This is a genomic window from Domibacillus indicus (genome assembly GCF_023715895.1).
In the GTDB taxonomy this organism is placed as follows: domain Bacteria; phylum Bacillota; class Bacilli; order Bacillales; family Domibacillaceae; genus Domibacillus; species Domibacillus indicus_A.
On record NZ_JAMBOO010000001.1, the window covers coordinates 591,401 to 616,555 of the forward strand.

20 protein-coding genes and 1 riboswitch are annotated in these 25,155 nt (G+C 46.0%); of the genes, 8 read left to right on the forward strand and 12 right to left on the reverse strand.

Annotated elements, in window-relative coordinates:
• Positions 1 to 8: 8 nt before the first annotated feature.
• The 6 genes from flaG to recQ form a co-directional block, all read right to left on the reverse strand.
• A complete protein-coding gene (gene flaG / locus M3221_RS03090; protein ID WP_251270064.1) occupies positions 9 to 359 on the reverse strand; it encodes a flagellar protein FlaG in 351 nt (116 codons plus the stop codon).
• A gap of 162 nt (positions 360 to 521) precedes the next feature.
• On the reverse strand, positions 522 to 1,496 hold the full coding sequence (locus M3221_RS03095; protein WP_251270065.1) for a ring-cleaving dioxygenase: 975 nt from the start codon (positions 1,494 to 1,496) through the stop codon (positions 522 to 524).
• A gap of 16 nt (positions 1,497 to 1,512) precedes the next feature.
• Complete coding sequence (locus M3221_RS03100; RefSeq protein ID WP_251270066.1) at positions 1,513 to 1,929, reverse strand: MarR family winged helix-turn-helix transcriptional regulator; 417 nt, start codon at positions 1,927 to 1,929, stop codon at positions 1,513 to 1,515.
• 75 nt (positions 1,930 to 2,004) lie between these two features.
• On the reverse strand, positions 2,005 to 2,475 hold the full coding sequence (locus M3221_RS03105; RefSeq protein ID WP_251270067.1) for a TspO/MBR family protein: 471 nt from the start codon (positions 2,473 to 2,475) through the stop codon (positions 2,005 to 2,007).
• A gap of 236 nt (positions 2,476 to 2,711) precedes the next feature.
• A complete protein-coding gene (locus M3221_RS03110; protein ID WP_251270068.1) occupies positions 2,712 to 3,647 on the reverse strand; it encodes a RecB family exonuclease in 936 nt (311 codons plus the stop codon).
• Positions 3,640 to 5,766 (reverse strand): DNA helicase RecQ, encoded by a 2,127-nt coding sequence (gene recQ / locus M3221_RS03115; RefSeq protein ID WP_251270069.1) that lies wholly within the window; start codon positions 5,764 to 5,766, stop codon positions 3,640 to 3,642. The genes M3221_RS03110 and recQ overlap by 8 nt, the downstream gene beginning before the upstream one ends.
• 185 nt (positions 5,767 to 5,951) lie before the next feature.
• Here recQ and M3221_RS03120 point away from each other — a divergent pair, with 185 nt between their 5' ends.
• The 7 genes from M3221_RS03120 (at position 5,952) to mmuM (ending at position 13,781) form a co-directional block, all read left to right on the forward strand.
• On the forward strand, positions 5,952 to 6,869 hold the full coding sequence (locus tag M3221_RS03120; RefSeq protein ID WP_251270070.1) for a proline dehydrogenase family protein: 918 nt from the start codon (positions 5,952 to 5,954) through the stop codon (positions 6,867 to 6,869).
• 19 nt (positions 6,870 to 6,888) lie between these two features.
• Complete coding sequence (gene pruA / locus M3221_RS03125) at positions 6,889 to 8,430, forward strand: L-glutamate gamma-semialdehyde dehydrogenase (protein ID WP_251270071.1); 1,542 nt, start codon at positions 6,889 to 6,891, stop codon at positions 8,428 to 8,430.
• A 170-nt stretch (positions 8,431 to 8,600) separates the two neighbouring features.
• Positions 8,601 to 10,073 (forward strand): sodium/proline symporter PutP, encoded by a 1,473-nt coding sequence (gene putP, locus M3221_RS03130; RefSeq protein ID WP_311316117.1) that lies wholly within the window; start codon positions 8,601 to 8,603, stop codon positions 10,071 to 10,073.
• 12 nt (positions 10,074 to 10,085) lie between these two features.
• Positions 10,086 to 11,315, forward strand: coding sequence for a PucR family transcriptional regulator (locus M3221_RS03135; RefSeq protein WP_251270072.1), 1,230 nt, complete (start codon positions 10,086 to 10,088; stop codon positions 11,313 to 11,315).
• 31 nt (positions 11,316 to 11,346) lie between these two features.
• Complete coding sequence (locus tag M3221_RS03140) at positions 11,347 to 11,814, forward strand: low molecular weight protein-tyrosine-phosphatase (RefSeq protein WP_251270073.1); 468 nt, start codon at positions 11,347 to 11,349, stop codon at positions 11,812 to 11,814.
• Between the two features lie 195 nt (positions 11,815 to 12,009).
• Complete coding sequence (locus M3221_RS03145) at positions 12,010 to 12,846, forward strand: basic amino acid ABC transporter substrate-binding protein (protein ID WP_251270074.1); 837 nt, start codon at positions 12,010 to 12,012, stop codon at positions 12,844 to 12,846.
• A complete protein-coding gene (gene mmuM / locus M3221_RS03150) occupies positions 12,843 to 13,781 on the forward strand; it encodes a homocysteine S-methyltransferase (RefSeq protein WP_251270075.1) in 939 nt (312 codons plus the stop codon). The genes M3221_RS03145 and mmuM overlap by 4 nt, the downstream gene beginning before the upstream one ends.
• Positions 13,782 to 13,823: 42 nt before the next feature.
• Here the strand turns inward: mmuM and M3221_RS03155 are convergent, their stop codons facing one another.
• From M3221_RS03155 to M3221_RS03165, 3 genes are all read right to left on the reverse strand, one after another.
• A complete protein-coding gene (locus tag M3221_RS03155) occupies positions 13,824 to 15,002 on the reverse strand; it encodes an S-layer homology domain-containing protein (protein WP_251270076.1) in 1,179 nt (392 codons plus the stop codon).
• Positions 15,003 to 15,193: 191 nt separating this feature from the next.
• Positions 15,194 to 15,811: a histidine phosphatase family protein gene (locus tag M3221_RS03160; RefSeq protein WP_251270077.1), complete on the reverse strand. Its 618-nt coding sequence runs from the start codon at positions 15,809 to 15,811 to the stop codon at positions 15,194 to 15,196.
• Between the two features lie 88 nt (positions 15,812 to 15,899).
• Entirely contained in the window at positions 15,900 to 16,937 is a 1,038-nt protein-coding gene (locus M3221_RS03165; protein ID WP_251270078.1) for a PTS sugar transporter subunit IIC, read from the reverse strand.
• A gap of 157 nt (positions 16,938 to 17,094) precedes the next feature.
• On the opposite strand from M3221_RS03165, the gene M3221_RS03170 reads away from it, so the two are divergent.
• Positions 17,095 to 17,751, forward strand: a complete 657-nt coding sequence (locus M3221_RS03170; RefSeq protein ID WP_251270079.1) for a hypothetical protein — start codon at positions 17,095 to 17,097, stop codon at positions 17,749 to 17,751.
• 146 nt (positions 17,752 to 17,897) lie between these two features.
• On the opposite strand, the gene M3221_RS03175 is transcribed toward M3221_RS03170, so the two are convergent.
• From M3221_RS03175 to M3221_RS03185, 3 genes are all read right to left on the reverse strand, one after another.
• Positions 17,898 to 18,608 (reverse strand): hypothetical protein, encoded by a 711-nt coding sequence (locus M3221_RS03175; RefSeq protein WP_251270080.1) that lies wholly within the window; start codon positions 18,606 to 18,608, stop codon positions 17,898 to 17,900.
• Between the two features lie 286 nt (positions 18,609 to 18,894).
• Complete coding sequence (locus M3221_RS03180) at positions 18,895 to 24,237, reverse strand: OmpL47-type beta-barrel domain-containing protein (protein WP_251270081.1); 5,343 nt, start codon at positions 24,235 to 24,237, stop codon at positions 18,895 to 18,897.
• A gap of 76 nt (positions 24,238 to 24,313) precedes the next feature.
• Positions 24,314 to 24,406, reverse strand: a riboswitch (cyclic di-GMP riboswitch).
• Between the two features lie 508 nt (positions 24,407 to 24,914).
• Positions 24,915 to 25,155: hypothetical protein (locus M3221_RS03185; protein ID WP_251270082.1), on the reverse strand; the 241-nt coding region annotated here is incomplete at its 5' end.

Below are 25,155 nucleotides of genomic sequence, written 5' to 3' on the forward strand. Positions count from 1 at the left end.
TGTCCTCCCTACGCTTTTTTATCGACGAATAAGCCGATAAATTCGGTCATTGCCGCATACATGTCCAATATTTTTTTCGATGGAATTTCTTTAATGATTTCATCTGAGTTGTTGTCTACGATCACTGCGTAATATTCCTGCAGTTCATCATGGTATTCAAATTGAACGTGCGTCTGGGTCGGCTGTAAAAACGTGTTGACCTGATCCGCAAATTTTTGCAGCTCCTCCTCCCTTACAGGAGTGCTTGGCTCAGCCGCTTCTGCTGCAGGCTTCTGCTCTGCTTCCACTGCTTTTGTTTCATTTGCTTCAATTGGTTTGGCTGCTGCTGGTATTGTACTCTCGCCTATACGATCAACCATCGTTTTGCCTCCTTCATGCACATTTTCTTTTCTTTATATCGACGTATTCTATTTTTTGTTAAGCAAAATTTGGACAATTCGACTGATTTTGCAAAACATTGACATCTTGTGTACGCAAAAAAGCCTTCCTTCCCGGCATGTAGGGGAAGAAAGGCTTTTTCATCACGAAAATGTAACTGGCAGCGGTTTTAAGCGTGCTTCAATTTGTTCACGCTGCGGCTCTAAGAATGGCGGCAGTGCGAGCGATTCACCGAGGTGCTCCAACTCTTCATCTGTATCAAATCCTGGTCCGTCGGTAGCCACTTCAAACAGAATACGGTTCGGTTCACGGAAATAAAGAGATTTAAAGTAAAAGCGATCTACAAATCCAGAGTTGCCGATCCGCGCTTCACGAACACGCGCGATCCATTGGCGCAGTTCTTCTTCATCCTCCACCCGAAAAGCAACATGGTGAACACCGCCGCGTCCCGGTCGTTCGGGCGCAAGATCGTTCCGCTCCTCTACATGCACTTCTGCTCCTGTACCGCCTTCACCTGTTTCGAATACAATGACGTCCGGCTGTCCTTCTACAGGCGATGGATATCGTTTCGCTTCGCGGAAACCCATCAGTTCAGTTAATGCATCAGCAGTTGGTTCTGCAGCGGGCACAGTTAAATGAACCGGTCCAAGCCCAATGATCCCAACCTCAGTCGGCACCGGGCTCTTCTCCCACGGTATGCCGCCGGCGACACCCTCGTTTCCTTCATCCGACACAAGGAAAAAGCGCTGCCCTTCAAAATCCTGAAACGGCAAAGCTTTCCGGCCGCCTTGATCAATGATAGCTTGATGCTTAACACCAAATTCGTCAAACCGGGTTTGCCAATAATCAAGTGCTGCATCGTTCGGCACGCGCAGAGAAAGACCCGAAATAGAATTGTTTCCGTTTCGGTTCGGGGCGGCCATTGGAATTTCAAAAAACGTCAGCTCCGTCCCCGGGTTTCCTCTTTCATCACCGTAAAACAAGTGATACATCGACGTTTCATCTTGATTGACCGTTTTCTTAATTAAACGCATCCCCAGTATTTCCGTATAGAACGTCACATTTCGGGCTGCATTCGCTGTAATAGCTGATACGTGATGAATGCCTTTAAACTCCATTTTCATACTCTCCTTTTTATGACTGAATTTTTTTCAGCAGCTCAAGCAGCTGTTTCTTTTCTTCTATAGAAAGCTTTCCGAATTGGTCCGCTTGAAATTGTTCCTGCGCCGGCAGCACTTCCTCTAGGAGTGATCTGCCAGCTTTGGTCAGCGTAATATATTTTGTTTTCCATTCGCGCTCCCTTGTGACCCAGCCCAGCTTTTCCATTTTTGAGAGCATATGTGTAACATTGCCTTTTGTGACCAGGAGCTTTTCCGCCAGATCCTGCTGGCAGATACGGCCGCTCGCCCTGATTTGAGCCAGCGCATCAAACTGTGCAGCGGAGAGTCCCCACTTTTTTAAATGCTGATTAGACTTGCGGATGCTTTCATTGTAAAAGCGTGACAGCCGAAACCAGGCCAGAATGCTGATCATCCGCTCCCGTTTTTGCATCCGTCTCACTTCCTCTCATTTGGTATACTCAATTTAATATTAAACTGATAATCAATCAAGAAAAAAGCTCACCTGTTACGAGTGAACTCTATTTAACGACCAAATGGAATAATTCAACCCAAGCGCAAACGCGACCCAGGCCGCGTACGGCATCATGAGTGTACCCGCTACAGTGTCAGCCTGGTAAAATTCATAGGTGGTCCATGTAATGGCGCCGAGCATAAGGGCTATTTCTACAAAAGCAGTGCCGCGCAGCCCCCACCGGAAAAATAAAAAAGACCATAAAAAGTTCAGCCCAAGCTGAATGTTGTAAGGAAGCGCTGCTGCCGGTTTCCGGACGGATGCCCGGTATTTCGCAATGCCCATGACTGTGTAAAGCCCGGTCCATACAACAGGAAATACCCAGCCTGGCGGTGAAAAGGACGGCTTCTTCAATTGCTGGTAATCTTCTCTTGTATTTCGATTGGCGACTGCACCTATAATCGATCCGCCGACAACGGGCAGCAGGACACTGGCGGCCAATTTTTTTCCGTTTAAAACGTTCATTGGCAAAACTCCTTTACTCAGTATACTTTTATTTTGCCGCTGCCCCTCTTTTTAAAACAAAAAAAGCATCGTCCTGGGACGATGCAATAAAGTCAGAAAGCAGGCTGATTGAAAACGTCTGCTCTTCCAGGAACGCAGCCGGATGGAAAGCGGAGTGACCTTTTTGGGGTCATGAGCATTTACAGCCGGCAAGTGATGCCGAAAGCGGGCGTTTGTCAATAGCCTGAAGCATCGTCCTAAGACGGTGCAACACAAACCTCTTTATAATTACACATCTGGCAGCGCTGCTCATAAGAAGTGCGTGGGAAATCATCGAGTTCAGCCGGCTCGTTGGATAGAATATCAAGCTGATATCGGCGCATCATGTGGACACTCTGCTTCATTTTCTCCAGCATAAGCGCAATATCCGCTTCACCGAGTGTGTATGATTTTTGCACGCCGGTCAGCACGTATTCGTTGCGAATTTGAATATCTTCCACCCGCGCATCGTATTTTTGCATCAAATAATACGCATAAAGTGCCAGCTGGCTCCGGTCATCTTCCGCTTCTTTACCGGTTTTCCAATCGACAATGACCCACTTGTTCGTTTCTAAGTCGCGGTATAACAAATCCATCACGACAAAAATTTTCACTCCGTCAACGGTCATAAAGCGGAATTCCTCCGCCTGCTGAAACTGCATCGTCTGCGGGCGGCCGGTAATATCCCCAAAGGATTTACTCGCCAGAAAGTTTTGAAATACAATGGGCAAGCGGCGTCGGTATTCTTCTGCTTCCATCCGGTTCAGTTCGCCTTCATAATACATATCGTACAGCATATGAAAACGGGCAGGCTTCTGCAGCCACTGCTGCTTCCGGTCGCGGGAATCAAGGTATGCCTGGTTCAGCATCTTCCTTGCTTCTTCCACAAGCTCTGCTTCGGTCATGACATAGCCATGGTTAAGAAACATACGGAGCGCTCGTTCTGCCAGCTCATGCACAATTTGCCCAAATGCAATCGGCACGTTTTTCAGCTTTTTCAGCCGGTACACGTGCTTATTCCCTTCATCTGCGTCATACAGCCAGCCGTTATGGCCGGCGTAATACTCATACGCATACTTCCGTGCGCACGTCATCAGCGTTTTATGCCGTGAAAATGACCAGGAGAACTCAGGAAACGCTTTGACCTCAAACATGATTCCGCCTCCGCATCTCCAAAAACGCTTTGATCATGCCATAAGTTACTTCTTCCGGCACCTGCTCTTTAATCGGCTTCAGCCGGTCCGCTCCTGCTTCTTCAACAGCCCGCTTAAGCACTTCATGATGATGAACCGGCACAAGCAGACCGAGATTCACATCAAGCCCTTCTTCCATGCACTGAATCAAATGATTTTCGACCGTTCCGACTGTCAGGTTTCGTTCTGCTGCAATTGCTTCAGCGGCCATTCCTTTTTGATGCAGCTGGAGTGTATCTAAATACGAGTTAACCGATTTTTTCTTTGGGGCAGCTGCAGCAGGCTCAGCGGTCAAATCTCTTTGCCGATCCGGGTTTTCTTCTGTGTACGCTTTGATCGCAGCTAAAAATGCAGCTCCGTATTTCGCCATTTTGCTTTCTCCGACACCGCTGACAGAAAGAAAATCTTCTTCATCCATCGGCAGCTTGGCACACATATCGTGAAGTGTGTTATCAGAAAAAATAACGAATGGCGGTACGCCCGCTTCCTCCGCAATGTTCTTGCGAAGCGCACGAAGCACATCGAACAGCGGATCGTCTGCGGCAATTTTTTTCGTTTGTACCGCTTCCTTGCGCATCACGGTCTCCCTGCCCAGCAAAACCTCCCGTCCCTGCTCTGTTACAAAAATGGTCGGAAACTGTTTTTGTTCGACGCCGATCAGCTCCTGCGAAATTAAAAACTCAATAAAGTTGGTAACATCCTTCACACTTTGCTGCTTTAAAATGCCGTAAGTGGACAAGCTGTCAAAGCCGAACTCTATCAGTTTTTTGTTGCGTGACCCTGTGAGCACCTGCGCTGTCATCGCTTTGCCGAACCGCTGTCCCATCCGGATCACGCAGGAAAGCACCATTTGCGCTTCTTTTGTCACATCAACAGTATTGCGTGAATCAGTGCAGTTGCCGCAGCGGCCGCACGGCTTGGCACCTGGATCACCAAAATACGCCACAATAAATTGCTGCAGGCATTTTTCTGTATGGCAGTAATCCACCATGCCCTGCAGCTTTTCAAGCTCCTGCGGAATGCGGTCGCGTTCAAGCGCCTGGTCAATTAAAAAGCGCTGTGTCTGTACATCCTGCGACGAATAAAGCACAATACACTCACTGTCGAGGCCATCACGCCCTGCACGGCCGGCCTCCTGATAATAGCTTTCCATATTTTTCGGCAGCTGGTAATGAATGACGTAGCGGATGTTGGACTTATCAATCCCCATCCCAAATGCATTGGTGGCGACCATTACGGTTGCTTCATCTGCTAAAAACCGGTCCTGCTCCTGTGCCCGCTCCACATCGCTCATTCCGCCGTGATAACGGGCAACTGAAATGCCCGCCCGCTGCAGGCGTTCATGCAGCCCGTCGACCGTTTTCCGGGTCGCGGCATAAATAATGCCTGATTCCTTTTCGTTTTTCTTTAAATAGTCTTTTAAAAAGCTGTTCCGGTCTTGTCCTTGAACGACAGAAAATGATAGGTTCTTCCGTTCAAATCCGGTGATAACCGTATTTTCCTCTTCGATAGAAAGAAGACGGCAAATATCCTCGCGCACATGCGGCGTAGCCGTCGCAGTCAGCGCAAGCACAACAGGATTGTTTGGAAACAGCTCGGTCATCCGCTGAATATGGCGATAGCTTGGCCGGAAATCATGCCCCCACTGCGAAATACAGTGCGCCTCATCCACAGCGATCAGCGGTACCGTCAGCTCCTTTAAATCTTCAATAAACGAATACGATTCAAGCCGTTCCGGCGCTATATAAAGCAGCTTGTATTCTCCGTTTCGCGCCGCTTTGATGGTTTCATATATATCTGCACCTGTCATCGTGCTGTTAATATACGCCGCCGGGATTCCTGCCGCAAGCAGCGTATCCACTTGATCTTTCATTAGGGAAATAAGCGGCGAGACCACAATCGTTGTTCCTTCCAGGACAAGCGCCGGGATCTGGTAACAGAGCGACTTCCCTCCGCCTGTCGGCATTACACAAATCGTATTTTCACCGCTTAATACGTTGGTTATTGCCTGCTCCTGGCCCGTCCGGAATGAATCATAGCCGAAATGCGACTGCAAAAAGCTGCGTGCCTCTTCCAGCATGCAAACACCTCTTTGTTTTTCTTTCATTTTAGCACATATGATCGAGAAACGAAGAAGCCTGTCCACTTTATTGTCACTTACCGACAATAAAGCGTTTACATTTTTAGTTTCTGTGAACATTGTTCCTGAAATCAAATCCGCATACACTAGTAACAAGATAACATTCCTTTTAGGAGGTGCTTTTTATGGAAGCGGTTACGAGAGATTTCTTTCTTTTTCTTTCTAAAAATAAAACATTAAATCATTTGGCACAAAGCCGCGGCAGTAACTTTGCAGCCGGCAAAATCATTGGCGGCACGGACTTTGCCAGCTCTATCGCCTATATTAAAGCTCTAAACGAGCAGGGATTGTCGGTAACGGTTGACCACCTTGGTGAATTTGTCGATTCCCCACAAGTAGCAGCTGAGCGGACAGAAGAATGCATCGAAACGATTCGCATGATTCATAGAGAAGGACTTGATTCTCACGTTTCATTAAAAATGACATCACTCGGCCTTGATATTGACCGGGAGCTGGTTGTTGCGAACATGACCCGCATTTTAGATGAAGCAGAAAAACTCGATATCATGGTTACCATTGACATGGAAGATGTTACCCGCTGCGGGGCAACGCTTGAGCTGTTTAAGCAGTTTAAGAAGCAATACAAAAATGTCAGTACCGTGCTACAGGCTTATTTATACCGGACTGAGCAGGATTTAAAAGAGCTCAGCCGCCTGAATCCTTTCCTCCGCCTCGTAAAAGGTGCTTATAAGGAAAGCCCGGAACATGCTTATCCGGACAAAGCAGATGTGGACACAAACTATATGAGACTGATCGAACAAAGCCTGCTGGCTGGCAATTACACAGCCATCGCTTCACATGACGAAAACATGATCGAATTTACAAAAGCGATGCAGCGCAAACACAAGATTCCGCTTGAACAGTTTGAATTTCAAATGCTGTACGGCATGCGCACTTCTTTGCAGCAGGAACTAGTGAAACAGGGCTACCGCGTCCGTGTTTACGTGCCATACGGCATGGACTGGTACGGTTATTTTATGAGACGGCTGGCGGAACGGCCGGCAAATATCGCCTTTGCTTTTAAAGGCATGACAAAAAAATAAATAACAAGGAGCGAACCTCATGATTCCATACAAACACGAACCCTTTACTGATTTTTCAAAAGAAACGAACCAGGCTGCATACAAAAAAGCATTGGATGCAGTAGAAAGCAGCCTCGGCGGCCATTATCCGCTCATTATTGGCGGTGAACGCATTACGACAGAAAATAAAATCGTCTCTTATAATCCGGCTGACAAGAATCAGGTGATCGGCTCCGTATCGAAAGCAGACCAGGCTCTTGCTGAAAAAGCGATGCAGGCAGCATCTGAAGCGTTCCAAACGTGGAAGAAAACTGCCCCGGAAATTCGTGCAGATGTTCTGTTTAAAGCAGCAGCAATCGTCCGCAGACGCCGCCACGAGTTCTCTGCCCTTTTAACAAAAGAAGCCGGCAAGCCTTGGCGCGAAGCGGATATTGATACCGCTGAAGCCATTGACTTTATGGAATACTACGGCCGGCAAATGATGGAGCTGAAAAACGGTGCGCCAGTGCTGAGCCGTCCGGGTGAATTTAACCGGTACAGCTATATCCCGCTTGGTGTCGGCATCGTCATCTCACCGTGGAACTTCCCGTTTGCGATTATGGCCGGTACAACCGTTGCTTCCATCGTAACGGGCAACACCGTTCTTCTAAAACCGGCCTCTACAACGCCTGTTGTGGCAGCTCGTTTTGTGGAAGTGCTGGAAGAAGCGGGTCTCCCGCCGGGCGTGGTGAACTTTGTACCAGGCAGCGGCGCAGAAGTTGGCGACTATCTTGTGGATCATCCACAAACCCGCTTTATTACGTTTACAGGTTCACGTGACGTTGGCCTGCGTATTTTTGAACGGGCGTCTAAAGTAGGCGAAGGCCAAAAGTGGATGAAGCGCCTGATCGCGGAAATGGGCGGTAAAGATACGATTGTCGTAGATAAAGAAGCAGATCTTGACCTTGCTGCCCAGTCCATCGTCCAATCCGCATTTGGCTTTGCCGGACAAAAATGTTCCGCCTGCTCCCGCGCAGTCATTGTAGAAGACGTATATGATGAAGTGCTCGAAAAAGCGATTGCGCTGACAAATGACCTGACCGTCGGCAACCCCGTCGATAACCATTTTGTCGGACCAGTTATTGATCAATCGGCATATGACAAAATAATGAGTTATGTTAAAATTGGTGAAGAAGAAGGACGCATTGTGGCGGGTGGAAGCGGCGACAATGGAACAGGCTACTTTATTCAGCCAACGATTGTTGCTGATGTAGCGCCAAATGCCCGTTTGATGCAGGAAGAAATCTTTGGCCCGGTCGTGGCATTTGCGAAAGCGAAGGATTTCGATGAAGCACTCGAAATTGCCAACAACACCGATTACGGCTTAACAGGTGCGGTTATTACGAAAAACCGCTTTAACATGGAAAAAGCACGCGAAGAATTTCATGTTGGCAACTTGTACTTTAACCGCGGCTGTACGGGTGCGATTGTCGGTTACCAGCCATTTGGCGGCTTTAATATGTCCGGTACGGACTCAAAAGCCGGCGGCCCGGATTATCTCCAGCTTCACATGCAGGCAAAAACAACATCCGAAATGCTTTAAAAAGGAGGCTGTCTCTTAAGCTGCCACACCAGCTTAAGAGACGCCTCTTGTTTAATACAGAATCGTTTTCGATCCTTTCAGCGTGACCTAACTGAAAGGGATCATGATTCCCACTGCACGATGCCTTACTTTTTCTTCATGACTATTTTGCATAGAAAGAAGGGATTTACGTGGTCGACACTTCGTTAATTGTCTCCATCGTTGTATACATGGCCGGGATGCTTTTAATCGGCTGGTACGCATACAAACGAACATCGAATTTATCTGATTATATGCTCGGCGGACGCGGACTCGGCCCTGCGGTTACAGCCCTTTCGGCCGGCGCCTCTGACATGAGCGGCTGGCTGATGATGGGCCTGCCCGGCGCCATGTACGCGAGCGGGATCAGCGCTTCATGGATTGCGATCGGCTTAACGCTGGGCGCCTGGGCAAACTGGCTGTACGTGGCACCCCGCCTGCGTATGTACACGGAAATTGCGGAAGACTCCATTACCATTCCAGCGTATCTTGAAAACCGGTTTCAAGACCGTTCAAAAGTGATTCGTCTTGTTTCCAGCCTTGTTATTATCGTCTTTTTCACGTTTTACATTTCATCTGGCATGGTGTCCGGAGGCGTACTGTTCGAGACGACGTTCGGCCTTGATTACCATATCGGTCTTTGGATTGTTGCCGGTGTCGTTATTGCTTACACTTTGTTTGGCGGATTTTTAGCGGTAAGCTGGACTGACTTTGTACAGGGCATCATTATGGTACTGGCACTTGTACTCGTTCCAATTGTGACGGTTATGCATGTCGGCGGGATTGGCCCTTCGATTGATACGGTCCGTTCGGTAGACCCGGCTCTTTTAAATATTTTTACCGGGACAAGCTTTATTGGCATTGTTTCTCTTTTTGCCTGGGGACTTGGCTACTTCGGCCAGCCGCATATTATCGTCCGCTTTATGGCGATTACATCGGTAAAAGAAATTAAAAAAGCGCGCCGCATCGGCATGAGCTGGATGATATTCTCTGTTGTTGGCGCTATGGTAACCGGTTTTGTCGGCCTTGCTTATTACACAAACAATAATATGAAAATCGCTGATCCGGAAACGATCTTTATCGAACTGGGGAATATTTTGTTCCACCCGATCATTACCGGCTTCCTGATTTCCGCTATTTTGGCTGCCATTATGAGTACCATTTCATCGCAGCTGCTTGTTACATCAAGCTCGCTGACGGAAGATTTATATAAAACATTTTTCCGCCGCGATGCTTCAGATCGGGAGCTTGTATTCCTAGGACGCCTGGCCGTTTTAATTGTCTCAATCGTTGCCTTGATCCTGTCATGGGAACAAAATGCCACCATTTTGGCGCTCGTCGGCTACGCATGGGCAGGCTTTGGTTCTTCGTTCGGCCCGGCGATCCTGCTGAGCTTGTATTGGAAACGGATGACCCATTGGGGAGCGCTCGCCGGCATGATCGTCGGTGCCGTTACCGTTATCGTTTGGACGAAAACACCTTGGGCAGCTGACGTGTATGAAATGATCCCTGGTTTTGCCGCAAGCTTACTGGCGATTGTGGTTGTCAGCCTGCTGACAAAGCCATCTGAAGGAACGGCTCAGCGCTTTGATGAATTTGAACGCACGTTAAACGAATCAAAATAAGGAGGATCCGTCATGGATTTAACCCAGCCGCTTGAAAAAATCCTCTCATTAACCGATTTAAACGAAATGACCGATGTGATCAGCGGTGTGCTGAAAAAACCGGTCGTGATTGAAGACGATCGATTTTCTCTTTTAGCGTACAGTTCCTATTACATTGAGCAGTTTGACCGGGCTAATCAGCAGACGATTTTTTCAAAAAGCTGGACAACCTCTATTTTAAAGACGTTTATGGATGAAGGCATTGTCGATCAGCTCAAGTCGATGCGGGAACCCTTTCGCGTAAAGGAAATGCAGGAAATCGGGTTGAATCAGCGCGTTGTGGTCAGCGCCCGTTTTAAAGAGCACATCCTTGGCTACATTTGGGTGCAGGAAACAGAACCTTCTTTAACGGAACAGGAGCTTTCTTTTCTGCACGATGTGTCGTTTCATATCGGCAAGGTCCTTCACAAAAAAAATCAGCTGGCGCGGCGGCGTGATGAACGAAAAAATGATTTTTTCCGCAAGCTTATTCATCAGTCCTACCAGACCGACAGCGAAATGAAGTGGGAAGCGGCGCAATTAAATATTGCGCTGCCTTCTTCGTTTATTGTCACGGTTTTTTTGCTTGATTCGATCGAAGAAGAAACGATCGATGACCTGTATGAAACGATTGCCCTTTTTGCCAATACGCTGGACCAGCCGGCTCATGTGTTCACCGATCACCTGCAAGTCACCGTGCTGCTCGGCGGACCGTCGGAAGAACTGCCAGCCAGTGCCCGTGTGCTCGTACGGACGGTGAGAAGCCAGTTTCAAGAGCATGGGCTTTATTCCGGCATTGGCAATGCGTACTCTTCCATGGCGATGCTCAGAAAAAGCTATCTTGAAGCGCTTGAAGTATGCCGGACAGCTGCTTTTCTGCATGACAACAGCGAGATGGAACCTGAATACAGCCGCCTCGGCATTCTTCGTTATTTAGAGACGATCGCACAATATCACTTGAGCACTCATTATGTGAATGAAGATTTACTTAAGCTCCGTCAAAAAGACGCCGACGCCCACTCTGACCTGGTTCGGACGGTTGAAGTGTTCCTGCTGAACAACTGCCGGATCAAGCCGACAGCAGAAGAACTCTTCATTCATACAAACACGCTTAAATACCGGCTGAGGCAAATTGATGAGCTGACATCGATCAACTTCGATGACTTTCATACACGCTGCCAGCTGTATATCGATTTGCAGCTGATGAAGCGGGATCTCCGTTAATGCTATAATGAAGAAAAAAGGAGTGAACGCTGTGATTCGCGTTTTATTTGTTTGTCTCGGCAACATTTGCCGGTCACCGATGGCCGAAGCGATGTTCCGTAACCTTGTTCAAAAAGAAGGATTGAACGGACGTATTGAAGTGGATTCCGCTGCGACAAGCTCGTGGCATATCGGGTCTCCTCCTCATAAAGGGACACTGGCCAAGCTAAAAGAATATAACATCTCTTCAGAAGGCCTTAGCGGCCGCCAGCTGGATGCAGCTGATTTTGAGAAATTCGACTACATCATTGGCATGGATGAAAGCAACATCACCAACATTCGTGACATGCTGGGACAGCCGGATCACCCAAAAATTATTCGCTTTCTGGATTTAACTGAGCACCAAAAAGACGTACCCGATCCGTACTACACAGGCGACTTTCAAGAAACGTATGACCTTGTACTGGACGGCTGTGCCGCGCTGCTCGAAAAAATCCGCGCCGATCACGCGCTTTCGTAAGAACCAAAAGACTGCCCCTGCGGCAGTCTTTTTTACTGTTATGAAAAAGTGACGTTGTTTTGGAAATCGATACCCTTCTCTTCTTACAATATTTCTTTTCTATCAAAAATCCAAAATTTTCTTTGTTAAATTCATAGTATTCAGGTATGATTAACGAGAATAATACATATAAAAAGAGATTGGGAGGAACAAGCAATGAGAAAATGGACATCAAAAGGATTATTAGGTGCAGGGCTGGCAGCCGTTCTTGCCTTTACATCTGCATGCAGCCAGGAAGAAGAAAGCGGCGGCGGAAGCGGGACCGAAAAGAAAACATTGGTGGTCGGCACAGACGCAGCCTACGCTCCCTTTACATACATGGATAAAGGAGAAATCGTCGGCTTCGATATTGATGTCGTAGACGCTGTGATGGAAGAAGCCGGTTACGAATACGAAATTAAAAATATGGGCTGGGACGGCCTTTTTGAAAGCACGCGCCAGGAGCAGCTTGACCTTGCCGTCTGCGCGATTACAATCAGCGATGACCGGAAAGAAACATTCGATTTCTCCTCCCCTTACTATCAATCTACTCATATGATTATGACCAAAGAAGAAACGAAAGTGAACAGCGCCAATGATTTGAAAAACATGACGGTCGGTGTCCTGAACGCATCAACAGGCCAGATTGCCGCCGAGAAAGTGATGGGCCAAAACAGCCCGAATTTAAAAAAATATGAAAGTGACGCTGTTTCCATTATGTCAATGAAAAACGGCGCGGTGCAGGCATCTGTTGCCGATAATACAGTTGTCACAGAATATATGAAAAACAATCCGAACGAGAAGTACAATACATTGACAGACCCGGAAACATTCGGCTCCGAGTTTTACGGTTTCATGTTCCCAAAAGGAAGCGAAGTCGCGGATGACCTGGATGCAGCCCTGAAGACGATTATCGAAAACGGCACGTATGCTGAAATCTATGAAAAGTGGATTGGCACAAAGCCGGACACAGATGTTTTACAAAAAGCAGCCCAGCAGGCAGTGGCATCATGAACCCAATTCAATCGATCCTAACAGAGTTCCCGGTGATCGTGCTGGACGGTGCGATGGCAACAGAGCTTGAGCGTCATGGCTGCCAATTAAACGACAGCCTCTGGTCGGCCCGCGTGTTAATGGAAACGCCGGAACTCATTAAACAAGTGCATCTTGATTATTTTCAGGCTGGAGCGGACTGCGCGATTACCGCAAGCTACCAGGCGACCATTGATGGGTTTGCCCAGCATGGCCTTACTGCCGAAGAAACGATTAATGTCATTCAGGCTTCGGTGCGCATTGCTGCCCAGGCACGGGATGAGTTCTGGCAGTCGCTTGATGACAAAACGAGCCGGCCGAAGCCGCTCGTTGCGGCGTCTGTCGGTTCTTATGGCGCATTTCTTGCAGACGGTTCCGAATACCGGGGTGACTACAAGCTGACGCAGGAAGAATTGATTGAGTTTCACCGGCCGCGCATTCAAGCGCTGATCGAAGCAGGCGCCGACCTGCTTGCCTGTGAAACCATTCCGAATCTCACGGAAGCAAGCGCACTTGCACGCCTTCTGCAGGAAGAATTCCCGGAGACGTATGCATGGATCAGCTTCAGCGCCAAAGACGGGCAGCATATTAGCAGCGGTGAGCGAATCGCGGATTGCGCCCAGGAACTCGAATCTGTTTCTCAAATTGCAGCGATTGGTGTAAACTGCACCCCACCGGAATTCATGCCCGAACTTATTGGAGAAATCAAACGAGCATCATCCAAGCCCGTTATCGTGTATCCAAACCTTGGCGAAGTATATGACGCTGAAACGAAAACATGGTCTGGCGCACCGGACATGGAAGCATACAGCCAGCATACACACCACTGGCACGAATGCGGCGCCCAGCTCATTGGCGGATGCTGCCGCACAAAGCCGTCCGATATCGAAACGATTGCCCACTGGGTGAGAGCTTAATAAAAAAGCGTTCAGGACATAAGTTCCTGAACGCTTTTTTCATTAGCGGATCAAAGAGTATGGCATGGTAAACTGACGAATGCTGTCTGAATATGGACCATATTCATACGGATTAAAGAACATCACGAAGCCGCCTGGTTTCATGTAAAATTGATATTTGTATTCATCCAAGCTATAAAGTCCATCCCAAAATCCGATTTGTCCTCTGCTCTGCATTGCATACGCCTGTGCGTTAATCCGGTCAATTACATTGTCTTCGTAATAATACTGTGTAGCTAAATCATCCAGTGAGATAAACGAGTCGCTTTTTACATCATAGTTATCCGCAAAAAGCTGCTCATATCCGTGTGCACCGCCCGTATATTGGTAGCTTTCGAATAGCACACTGATATAATTCGAATCGGCACGCGGCACCGTGTAGTCTACAACAAATTCGTAATATTCACCCAGATAATCATCCTCTTGAGCCAGTTCCATAATTTCATTCCGCTGTGCCACAAGACCGGCTCCTGCTTCGCGGAAGTAGCTGTTTAAATAAGAAAAATCATGCTGGTTCGTTGTATCTGCAAACTGAGGGTAATAAATATCCGCTACTGCCCGTTTCGGGTAATTCACCACTTTTAAACGGAAGTTCGCATTCATCGCACGCGCCACAAATACCGCAAACTGGGCACGCGTCACTTTAGCAGATGGATTGAACGTTGTAGGCGTATAACCTGATGTAATGCCGCTTGCCAGAAGCGGTGTTATGTATGTATTGCCAGAGTAAGACGCGTTCATATCTTCCCACTGCACCGGTACAGATCCCTTAATGCCAAATGCCAGCTGTGTAATTTTGGCCATTTCGACCCGCTTCAGCTGATTGTCCGGCTGAAACGCTGTTCCTTTTGAAAACCAGCCTGCGTTTACTGCTGCAGCAATTTCTTTATAAAAAGGGTGAGACGTCGGTACATCTGAAAATCTCGGATTCGGAACGTTTGTAAGCGGAAGCTTTTTTGCCCGTACTAAAATCGCTGCCGCGTGCGCTTTTGTAACAGAAGCGTCTTTATTGTACTTTCCATTCGAGCCGCCTTTAATAATGCCACGGTCACTCAAGTAGGAAATTTCTTTTGCAGCCCAATGCGTTGACGGTACGTCGGTAAAAGTCGCCGCGTTTGCCTGTGTCACTGATAACCCAATCAGCAGCGCTGCCAAAATCGTCATAAATGAGTACTTTTTCACCTGAACCCCTCTTTCCTAGTATGATGGCTGCCAGCCAGCAAAAGCTGGACCGGCAGCTCTTTCCGTTCTTTCTGCCCCCCGGCAACGTACACCCAAATTATACTATAATTCCCTTTTCGGTGATATAGTAATAGTCAAAAAGATTTATTAATCTAGAACAAAAAGGATATCTTCCAAGAAGATATCCTTTTTTACCCTTCAAATGTATCCCGGACGTTTTTTAAATGAGGTGTTTCATTGACCGATACCACCGACAGCTTTTTACCGTCCCAGGCAATTCTTGTGATAGAAGTATTATCGATTTTACCCCGCCCGGTGCCGGCCTGCCCGTCTGTCAGCTTATGAACGAGGGCATTGATGGCGCCGCCGTGTGTAACGACGAGAGCAGGAGCTCCATTCGTTTCTTTTGATATCATAGTGAGTACCTTTACCATCCGCTCCTGCATATCTTCTATCGATTCCATGCCATGTGTCATCGGAATGCCGAAATTATCCGCATAGTTCGGCACTTGCTCCAGGATATCGGTGAGCAGCTGTCCTTGAAGCTCTCCGTAAAATCGCTCCCTGAGCAGCCTGCTTGCGGTAATCGATTCAACCGGCAGCCAGGCCGTCGCAAGCTTCGCAGTTTGAAAGGCGCGGTCCAAATCACTTGAAAACACATACTCAAACGAAATACCTTCCCGTTCAAAATAACCGCCCAGTGCGGCTGCCTGTTTTCTTCCTTCTTCACTCAGCCCAATGTCCATCTGCCCCTGCAGGCGTCCGAGTGCATTCCATTCTGATTCTCCGTGGCGTACAAGATGAATCATACGCAGCCCCCCCTTTTTTCCAAAAGCATACCATTGTGCACTCTTCTCCACAATGAAAAAAGCAGCCAATCATTTGGCCGCTTCCTTCTTAATCAAATTGCAGTTTATAGTCTTCTGCTTTGATCATTTTTAGTTTTCTTGCAAACACATAAATGAGGCCAAGGTTCAATACAACCGGCAGCACTAGGAACAAGCTGAGCATGACGGATACATTTTTCGCCGACCAGCCGCCCTCCGCTAAGTGAATGTAGTTCAGCGGACCGACCAGGCCAGACAACCCGAAACCAGCACTGTACGGGGTTCCCTGCACGTTCAACATACCCGCCAGCGCACCCAGAACTGCTGCCGTAATTAGCATCGGCAGCCCGATTTTCGGCTTCATAAAAAAGTTGCGCATTTGAATTTTCGGTGAACCAAGCACATGTGCCAATGCGGTGCCTAATGAATTTGCCCGGTAGCTCGCAATCGCAAAGCCAACGCCTGCTGCCACAACACCAAGGTTCGCCGCACCAGAGCCAATTCCTGACAGCATAATGACCGTCGCAACACCAACCGTTGAAATAGGAGATAAAATAATTACACAAAAAATAACCGCAATAATCGCTCCCATTAACACTGGCTGCCATGTCGTTACGTTATCCACGGCCACACCAATTACGCCTGCTGACGACTTTACGTACGGCAGTGTCATTACACCAATCATGCCCGGCACTACAATACAAAGCGTCGGCATCAATAAAATCGAATACTCTTTTAACCGCCCGCCGATCCACTGTACAAATAGTACCGCGAGCGCTGCTGTTAGACCCGTATTAATAACAACACCAATGCCATTTAGGGCAAACAATCCATCGGCCGTTTGCTGCACTGATCCGCCGCCAACCATCGCTGCAATACCAACACTCGCCGTTTGAATCGGTGTTAATTTAAACGTCATCCCAACCATCACGCCAATTAAAATCGGCAATAAACTCATCACAATCACCGTCATGTCCAGCACAGACTGCAGCGCCGGCGCATGCGGGATCATCAACTTCAGAATTTCTCCCAGCAGCGCATTCGGAATCAATGCCACCACAATCCCCATACTCATGCCTGTTAACAGCTTACTGAAAAAATCTTTCATTCTGCCAGTCTCCTTACTCTTGATGTTGTTAAAATTGTATACAATATTCTGATAGAAAGCAACGAAAATTTTTTAATGCTTTACCGCACATAAGCGTTAAAGCAAGATAGTTTGATTTTGATCGGAAAGGTAAAACATAAAAGAAAAAGGAGACTATATGGATACCCTTTTATTCAGTTGTTTTACCGCTACTTATCTTATTCTGTTTATTCTTGCCCTGCGCTTATTTAAGAAAAGACGCATAGTAAGCGCAGCCCTTCTTCTGCCTGTTATCGCCGGGCTGGTTTATGACAATGGTATTATTGCCGCCGGGCGCCTCATCGGTGAAGGCGCTGCACTAGAAGCACTGAATGCTGCCCGGTTCTGGCTGCATGCTCTGTTTACTCCTTTGCTCGTTTTGTATGCGTGGATGACGTTGAAGCAAGCAGGTGTCTCCTGGGGACAGAGAGCCTGGTTTCGCTGGTCAGTCATCGCTTTGACTATAGCGCTTGTGCTGCTTGAATTACTCACAGAAGTGCGTGGCCTTTCACTCCAGCCAAGGTGGAAATACGGAATATTAAGCTATACAAACGCCGAGCCATCGGGCGGGCCGCCGCTTATGGTCTTAGTCGTTTCCGTTGTACTGCTGGCTGCTTCCATTGTGATATGGAGAAGGCAAGGGTGGATATGGTTCTTCGTTGGTTCACTTGTAATGATTGTGGGGAGTGCTGTGCCGCTGCCTGTTAACAGCGGAGCCGTTACGAATTTATTTGAATTGGTGCTAATGTTTTCTTTACTAACGACCGCTGCTTTCCAAAGCCGCTCCAACCATTAAAAATGAAAAAAGCTCTGCGGTTTTCATCCCCGCAGAGCTTTTAACTGTTTTACTTTACCTTTTCATAGCTTTTCATTTTTTTCTGAAAGAACGAAAAAAGCTCACCTTTTTTCGGTATTTCTTTATTTTAAGCGTCTACTGGCGAATTAATGCTCATGAGTACCGGGTGAAGCGGGGCCGAACTTCAAGTGTTCAGCGTGCGTTGTAAAATAATGATGCAGATCGTAATGAGGGTTCGTAAAGCCTTCATGTCCGGTTGGCTGGAATTCAATATCGGAATGCTCTACAGACGGAGAAGGAAGTCCTCTCATGCCCGCAATATTTGTCCACGTTTTACCCGAAGCAAACTCTTCTTGTGAAAGCATTTGTTCAATAAACACAAGTCTTCCTTCATATACACCATAAATAGGTCCAGCAGGAAGATCTTGCGGTTTCGCCCAATGCTCACCCATTCCCGGAACAACGGGCGTTACTTGTACCACACCATCCGGCAGATCCAGCACGTACGCTTTTCTATTTTTATAGGAAACTTGTTCGCCGCCTGTTGCTTCAGCAATATCACGGATCGCCGCAGTCGGCACACCATCATACACCTTAGCTTTTAGTGTTTTTCCATTAATCGTCACTGTTTTTTTCTTTTTGTCATATTTATACGTTTTTCCGACTAAAGTTGTGTAAGCTGCCACATCAACATATGTGGTTTGCGTTTGTAGGTCTAAACGGTTAGCTGGTGAATATATATTAACACCATTAATCTCCACCCTTACATTTGGTGTTTCGGCCGATGCCGGAGAGGCTGCAAATATAGCCGCCAGGCAAGTCGCTCCAATAAATGCTTTCATGCTTCTTTTTTTCACGTTCTCCATCTCCTTTTCTTTATTAGAATGTAACCAGGAAAAATGACTTACCAAAACATAATACAATGCTGATTATATTACTGTAAAGTAGTTTTTTGAAAATTCAAATAAATATTTGTGGAAATTCATTGACAATAAAAATCATGATTTAAATGGTGTATATAGTGAAAATAGCTATTGCTGAATATTATGAAAGCAATGAAGAATACATAGTCTTTATTTTATTTCATAAAAAAAGAGGCCCAGCTTAGCTGGTACCTCTTAAAGTAATTCATTTAGGATTATCTTACTTGACCTCAACATGTTTGCTTCCAACGACAAGATAGCCATTCAACATGCCGCGGAATTCTGCTTTGGCAGTTCCAGGTTTCCAAGAAAACTCTTCCCGGTTAAACTTGAACTGTCCTTTTTTCGCCTGCTGTTCCAGTCCGTTCGTTCCATTATTAGCAGAAACGCCGTTTAATTGGGCGCTGCTAAGATCGAACCCGGCTGGATTAAATTCTTTCGGCACTGTTACCTGAACAGTGATCACCCCAGTATTTTGCTTGATCACACCTGGGTTTACATCGATAGAAGCTGGAATGTATACGACAATCGTTTTTTCAACCGTTGTGGTCCAGCCCGCTTCGTCTGTAACCGTCACGGATGCTGTGTAAGTACCCGGCTGGCCTAGTGTGACGTCATCGCCATTTTCATATGTTCGTCCATTAAATGTTAACGTTTCAACAGAGACGCCGGATGTTGTATCCTCTGCTTTATAAGCTAAATCCAGCGAAGCGCCAAGCGCATATTCTTCCGATAGATTCATAGAAACGACCGGAGCCGTTTTATCGATTTTCACTTCAATTGTGTTCGCTTCCTCTGCATTCCCAGCTTGGTCTACTGTATAGAAAGAAACAGTTGTGATACCTTCTTTACTGATCGAGAAGCTTGTTCCTTCTTTATAAGCTGATCCAGCGATTGAGTAATACGTTTTGGCTGCACCGCTTGCATGGTCTGTTGCAGTTAAATGAATCGTCGCATCTTCTTTCAGCCATTGATCTGAAGCATCAGATTGCGTAACAGGGGCTGTTCTATCGACTTTTACTTCAATCGTCTGCACGGCTTCTTTATTGCCCGCTTTGTCTACAGAATAGAAAGAAACCTTATTCACTCCTTCTTTCTCTACCGTGAAAGATGTGCCTTCTGTGTACTCAGTACTATTAATAGAATAGAAGGTTTGCGCAATGTCACTCGCTTCATCAGATGCTTCGAGTTTCACAGTTACATCTTCCTTGCTCCATGTGTTCACTGCATCTGCTTTTGTCACAGGGGCTGTTCGATCAACCTTCACTTCAATTGTCTGTACAGTTTCTTTATTACCCGCTTTGTCCACAGAATAGAAGGAAACCTTGTTGACTCCTTCTTTCTCCACAGTAAAAGATGTGCCTTCTGTGTACTCAGTACCATTAATAGAATAGAAGATTTGCGCTACGCCGCTTGCTTCGTCAGACGCTGCTAGTTTCACTGCGACATCTTCCTTGCTCCATGCCTCTGCTGCATCTGCTTTTGTCACAGGGGCTGTTTGATCAACCTTCACTTCAATCGTTTTTACTTCTTCTTTGTTTCCTGCTTTATCGACAGAGAAGTAAGAAATGCTGTGAACGCCCTCTTTTTCAACGATAACCGTCGCACCCTCTGTATAATCAGATCCATTAATAGAATAGAACGTTTGTGCAACGCCGCTTGCTTCATCAGTGGCTGCCAGTTTGACTGCCGCATTTTCTTTGCTCCAGCCTGCTGGCGCTTCCGCTTTTGTCACAGGAGACGTTTGGTCAATCCTCACTTCAATCGTTTGGGCGGTTTCCTTGTTGCCCACTTTATCAACCGAGTAGAAAGAAACGTTATGCACGCCTTCTCCTTCAATCGTGAAAGACGTACCTGCTTTGTATTCGCTGCCGTCTACTGAATAGTATGTGCCAGCGACGCCTGTTTCATTGTCTGTTGCAGACAACACCACAGAAGCTTTTTGATTCATCCAGCCCGCTGGTGCTTCTGCTTTTGTAATCGGCGCTTCTGTATCCACAATCAACTTCGCCAGTACAACATTTGAGCGGTCGGATTCGCCAAACGAGTTGCTGTAAGAAGTAACAAAATATTCATGATTCGCATACGACAGATTGGAAACTGTGTAAGATAGGTTATTTACTTTTTCCGCTACCAGTACCGATTCCCCGTCAATAAGCTCGTAAATGTTGTAGCCATTTGCATACGTAACAAAATCCCAAACAATGCGGGCACTTGTATCGCTTGTTAACGTAAGAGTTGCTTCCGGAGCTTGCATATCTGGATATACAATCTTCTCTGTAACTTGCTCAGAAGGAACCGATTCGCCGAAGCGTGTACTGTAGGCTGTTACTTCAAAAGAATGCGTATCTTCTGTCAGGTTGTACACTTTATATGACAGCACGTTTCCTTTGTAAATCTGTTTTTTCTCACCATTTGTAATTTGATACACGCGGTATTCATTAGCCCAAGGAACAGCTTTCCATGTAAGTGTCATATTATTGGCGTTAAAGACAGTGCCGGCTGCTTGCGGCGGCTGTACAACGGGCCATGTTAATGTAAACTTAATGGTGCTTGCTTCCGGTGATTCGTTAAAGCGGCTGCTATAAGAATAAATCTCGTACGTATAGTCACCTTCAGCCATGTTAATAAGTGACAAAGAAGTACCCGTTACCGTTTTGATCAATTTCTTCTGGCCATCTTGAACTTGATAAATGTTATATGCTGTTGCATAGGTTGAAGCGGTCCATTTCAAGACAATGTCATTGCCGTTTGCAATCGAATGAGTCGCATTCTCTGGTGCCTGCATAATTGGATGAGTAACGTTCAAGGAAACTTGACCGGCTTCCGGTGAATCTCCAAAGCGGTCGCTGTAAGAATAAATTTCATACGTGTAGTCGCCTTCTTTTACGTTTGTGAACGTTGTAGCTGTTCCCGTTATCGTCCTAACAAGCTGCCGCTCGTCGCCCTGCACTTGATACACTTTATACGCTGTTGCGTAAGTAGCAGCATTCCATTTCAAGACAATGTCATTCCCATTTACAATGCTGCTCGTCACGTTTTCCGGTGCCTGCATCGTATATTCGTTCATTGTTACATCGATTTGACTTCCTTCAGTTGATTCTCCAAAGCGCGTGCTGAAGGAATGAACAATATATTGATGCTGACCGAATGTAATTCTCGGAACAACAGCCGTTGGAGAAGAAACGGTTGCTTTCAGCACTTTCTCGCCGTTAATTACTTCGTATACTTTATAGCTCGTTGCATAAGAAGCAGCGGTCCAGCTTAACTTCAAATCATTGCCGTTTTGGAATTGATATTTTACATCCTCTGGCGCCTGCATAACTGGGTGAACTAATTCAACGTTAGCCTCTGATCCTGCCTCTGATTCCCCATGTGTAGCAGAGTAAGAATGGATAAGATATTGATAATTCCCAGCTGGCAGATTTGAATACGTAGCAGAAGTGCTCGTTACAGTACTCTTCAATACTTTTTGGCCATCTACTACTTGATAAATTCTATAGCTTGTTGCGTTCGTTGCAGCCGTCCAGCTAAGACGGATATCGTTTCCATTTAAAATAGTAGAGGTTACATTTGTTGGTGCCTGCATCGTGGCGCCTGCTAACGTAAAGGTTGCTTTTGCCCCTTCTGCCGATTCACCAAAGCGTGTAGAAACTGCATGAACCACGTATGTGTACTCACCTGCAGGCATGTTTGAATACGTAGCAGTCGGGCTTGTTACAGTACTCTTCAATGCTTTCTGGCCATTGATCACTTGGTACACTTTATAGCTTGTTGCATAATCTGCTGCATCCCATGATAGTGTGAAAGAAGTATTAGACTTGATTGTTTCTTTTAAATTGGCTGGTGCCTGTATAAGCGGATGGACGAGCGAAAGAGAAAGACTGCTTCCTTCTACAGACTCGCCGAAGCGGCTGGAGTAAGAGTGAATTTCATACTTATAGTCACCCGCCGGCTGATTTCCATATGTTACTGTCGTACCAGTAGTTACAGTACTTTTTAACGTTTTCTGTCCCGAAGCACTAATTTGGTATACTTTATAGCCGGTTGCGTATGGAACAGTCTCCCAAGTTAACGCAATATCGTTTCCATTTTTAACGGTGGAGACGAAACTTGCTGGTGCTGGCATAATCACTTGTTCTAATGTAAAGGATACCTTTCCGCCTTCCGCTGATTCTCCGAAGCGGTCGCTGTAGGCATACACTTCATACGTGTACTCGCCAGCATTCATATTCGTATATGTTATGGCAGTGCCTGTCACTGTGCTTTTTAATACTTTTTCACCATCGACAATTTGGTACACTTTGTAGCTTGTTGCATTTGCTACACTGCTCCAGCTTAAAGCAATATCGTTGCCGTTTTGAATTTTATAAGCAACATTTTGGGGCGTCTCAAGAGCAATCCCTTCTACTGTTAACGAAACACGGCTGCCTTCAGCTGATTCACCGAAGCGGTCGCTGTATGAATATACTTCATATACATAATCGCCTGCTGGAACTTTTGTATAGGTTACAGCAGTGCCTGTTACCGTGCTTTTTAGCACTTTCTCGCCATCGACAATTTGATACACTTTGTAGCCCGTTGCGTTTGGAACACTTCCCCAAGTAAGAATCACATCATTTGTATTTTGAATTTTAAAAGTGAAATTCCCCGGCGGCGCCATTGTTACAGAACCGACTGTTACAGACAGCTTGCTGCTTTCAGCTGACTCGCCAAAGCGTTCACTGTTAGCCCGTATCTCATACGTATAGTCACCTGCAGGGACATTCGTTAGTGTTGCCGTTGTCGTTGCTGATGTGCTTTTCAACACTGCTTCTCCATCAACAATTTGATAAATCTTGTAGTTTGTTGCATATGAAACAGCATTCCATTTGAATATTACATCATTTCCGTTCGCTACTGTGTATGTGAAGCCGGCTGGTGCCGTCATAACAGGATGCACCACTTCTGCCTGTACAGACTCAGACAGCGGCGATTCGCCATATAACGAATTGATCGCTGAAACAGCGTACGTTTTGTTTCCTTCAGACGCATTCGTTACGGTATACGTTCTTTCTGTCGTAGACGCAACAAGGGTTTGCCCGCCATCTTCTGAAGTTTGGTACACATTATACTTTTCTGCATAAGCGGATGCGTCCCAACTTAGAACCACATCATTCCCATTTTTGATCGTTCGGGTCAAAGAAACCGGCGCTGCCATTTCTGGATATACGACTTCCAGGGTTAACGGGGCTGAAGGACCAGATTCTCCGTCAGCACTTAAGGTGGAGACCACATAACGATATGATCCTTCCTCCTTATTATTCAAACTATAACTTGCAGCTGTTGTCTTTCCAAGAAGGATCAGCTGTCCATCCTTAATTTCATACACTTGATATCCTGTGGCTCCATAAACGGCACTCCATGTTAACTTCACGTCATCCGGTGTTACCATTTGCGCAGCCAGATTGCTCGGCGGCAGCATGCTGCTGTTTGTTTCCGCAAAGGCGTTCAAAAATGGATAAAATATTTGCAATACCAAAAGCAAAGCTAAAGACAACTTGCTTACTAATCTTTTCTTCATACCATCGTCTCCCTTTCCTTAAAACCAAACAAAAAAGAACCTTAAACAAGGTTCATAGAAAAGGACTATGATCCCTTGTGGTAACCGGCTGCCATCTATATGTATCTTCAAATAGTTCAGGCCCTTGGCTTTGCGTCCTATAGTTTCCTATAGTTTGCCTTTTTCACTTGGTAATTTCGATTCAAGACTATTATATCATTACTTATATACCATTTTAATAGGTAATAGGAACTATATAGCACTCTTTGCTTTGGATTATATACTCTTGGTTGTTGCAAACTATATTTCAGTTTTAAAATTAATAGTTTTATCTCCTTCACTTACTTTAAATTTTTTAAATGGACACTCTTCACAATAATGTCTTCTCGGAAATCATCCCCCCACTTTTTCTACCTATAAGGCAAAGATATTTCAATAAAAAGCAAAAGGAAAAAATAGATAATTCAAAATTTACAGATAATATAAAAGAGCAGAAATTTGTCTAAAAAACTAATTTTATTTGTTCTAAAAAATCATCTTGTTTCCAAGCGACCTAACCAGTTTATGAGTTATTACTTTATTAAACAAATTCCATTTAAACAATAAATAGCCTGTTCCCTTAATTTCGAGGAACAGGCTAGAGTACATAACTTTTAAAGGAAAAAATTATTTACTTTTCTATCTTTTATCAAAGAACTTTATCCAACTATTCTTATATCTACGTACTTTATAATACCATTGTTTTCTATTCTGATCTTTGTCGTATAACCTACTGCGGCGTTCAAAGGAATAGTTATTAATCCTTCCGCGCCTACCTGCGCAATCGATGTATTTGTGCTGCTGTACTTTGTCCCTGTGCTGCTTGCTGTTACATCGCGTGTCCCATTCGCTGTTTCTGCACTCACTGCCAGCTGGTATGTTTCACTCCGCTTCAGCTCT

Excerpts from the sequence above, each read along its gene's own strand:
- M3221_RS03095 (WP_251270065.1), bottom strand. The coding sequence starts at position 1,496 with ATGGAGTTTAAAGGCATTCATCACGTATCAGCTATTACAGCGAATGCA.
- M3221_RS03135 (WP_251270072.1), top strand. The coding sequence starts at position 10,086 with ATGGATTTAACCCAGCCGCTTGAAAAAATCCTCTCATTAACCGATTTA.
- M3221_RS03170 (WP_251270079.1), top strand. The coding sequence starts at position 17,095 with ATGGATACCCTTTTATTCAGTTGTTTTACCGCTACTTATCTTATTCTG.
- mmuM (WP_251270075.1), top strand. The coding sequence starts at position 12,843 with ATGAACCCAATTCAATCGATCCTAACAGAGTTCCCGGTGATCGTGCTG.
- pruA (WP_251270071.1), top strand. The coding sequence starts at position 6,889 with ATGATTCCATACAAACACGAACCCTTTACTGATTTTTCAAAAGAAACG.
- M3221_RS03105 (WP_251270067.1), bottom strand. The coding sequence starts at position 2,475 with ATGAACGTTTTAAACGGAAAAAAATTGGCCGCCAGTGTCCTGCTGCCC.
- M3221_RS03120 (WP_251270070.1), top strand. The coding sequence starts at position 5,952 with ATGGAAGCGGTTACGAGAGATTTCTTTCTTTTTCTTTCTAAAAATAAA.
- M3221_RS03165 (WP_251270078.1), bottom strand. The coding sequence starts at position 16,937 with ATGAAAGATTTTTTCAGTAAGCTGTTAACAGGCATGAGTATGGGGATT.
- M3221_RS03160 (WP_251270077.1), bottom strand. The coding sequence starts at position 15,811 with ATGATTCATCTTGTACGCCACGGAGAATCAGAATGGAATGCACTCGGA.
- M3221_RS03100 (WP_251270066.1), bottom strand. The coding sequence starts at position 1,929 with ATGCAAAAACGGGAGCGGATGATCAGCATTCTGGCCTGGTTTCGGCTG.
- flaG (WP_251270064.1), bottom strand. The coding sequence starts at position 359 with ATGGTTGATCGTATAGGCGAGAGTACAATACCAGCAGCAGCCAAACCA.
- M3221_RS03110 (WP_251270068.1), bottom strand. The coding sequence starts at position 3,647 with ATGTTTGAGGTCAAAGCGTTTCCTGAGTTCTCCTGGTCATTTTCACGG.
- recQ (WP_251270069.1), bottom strand. The coding sequence starts at position 5,766 with ATGCTGGAAGAGGCACGCAGCTTTTTGCAGTCGCATTTCGGCTATGAT.
- M3221_RS03145 (WP_251270074.1), top strand. The coding sequence starts at position 12,010 with ATGAGAAAATGGACATCAAAAGGATTATTAGGTGCAGGGCTGGCAGCC.
- M3221_RS03180 (WP_251270081.1), bottom strand. The coding sequence starts at position 24,237 with ATGAAGAAAAGATTAGTAAGCAAGTTGTCTTTAGCTTTGCTTTTGGTA.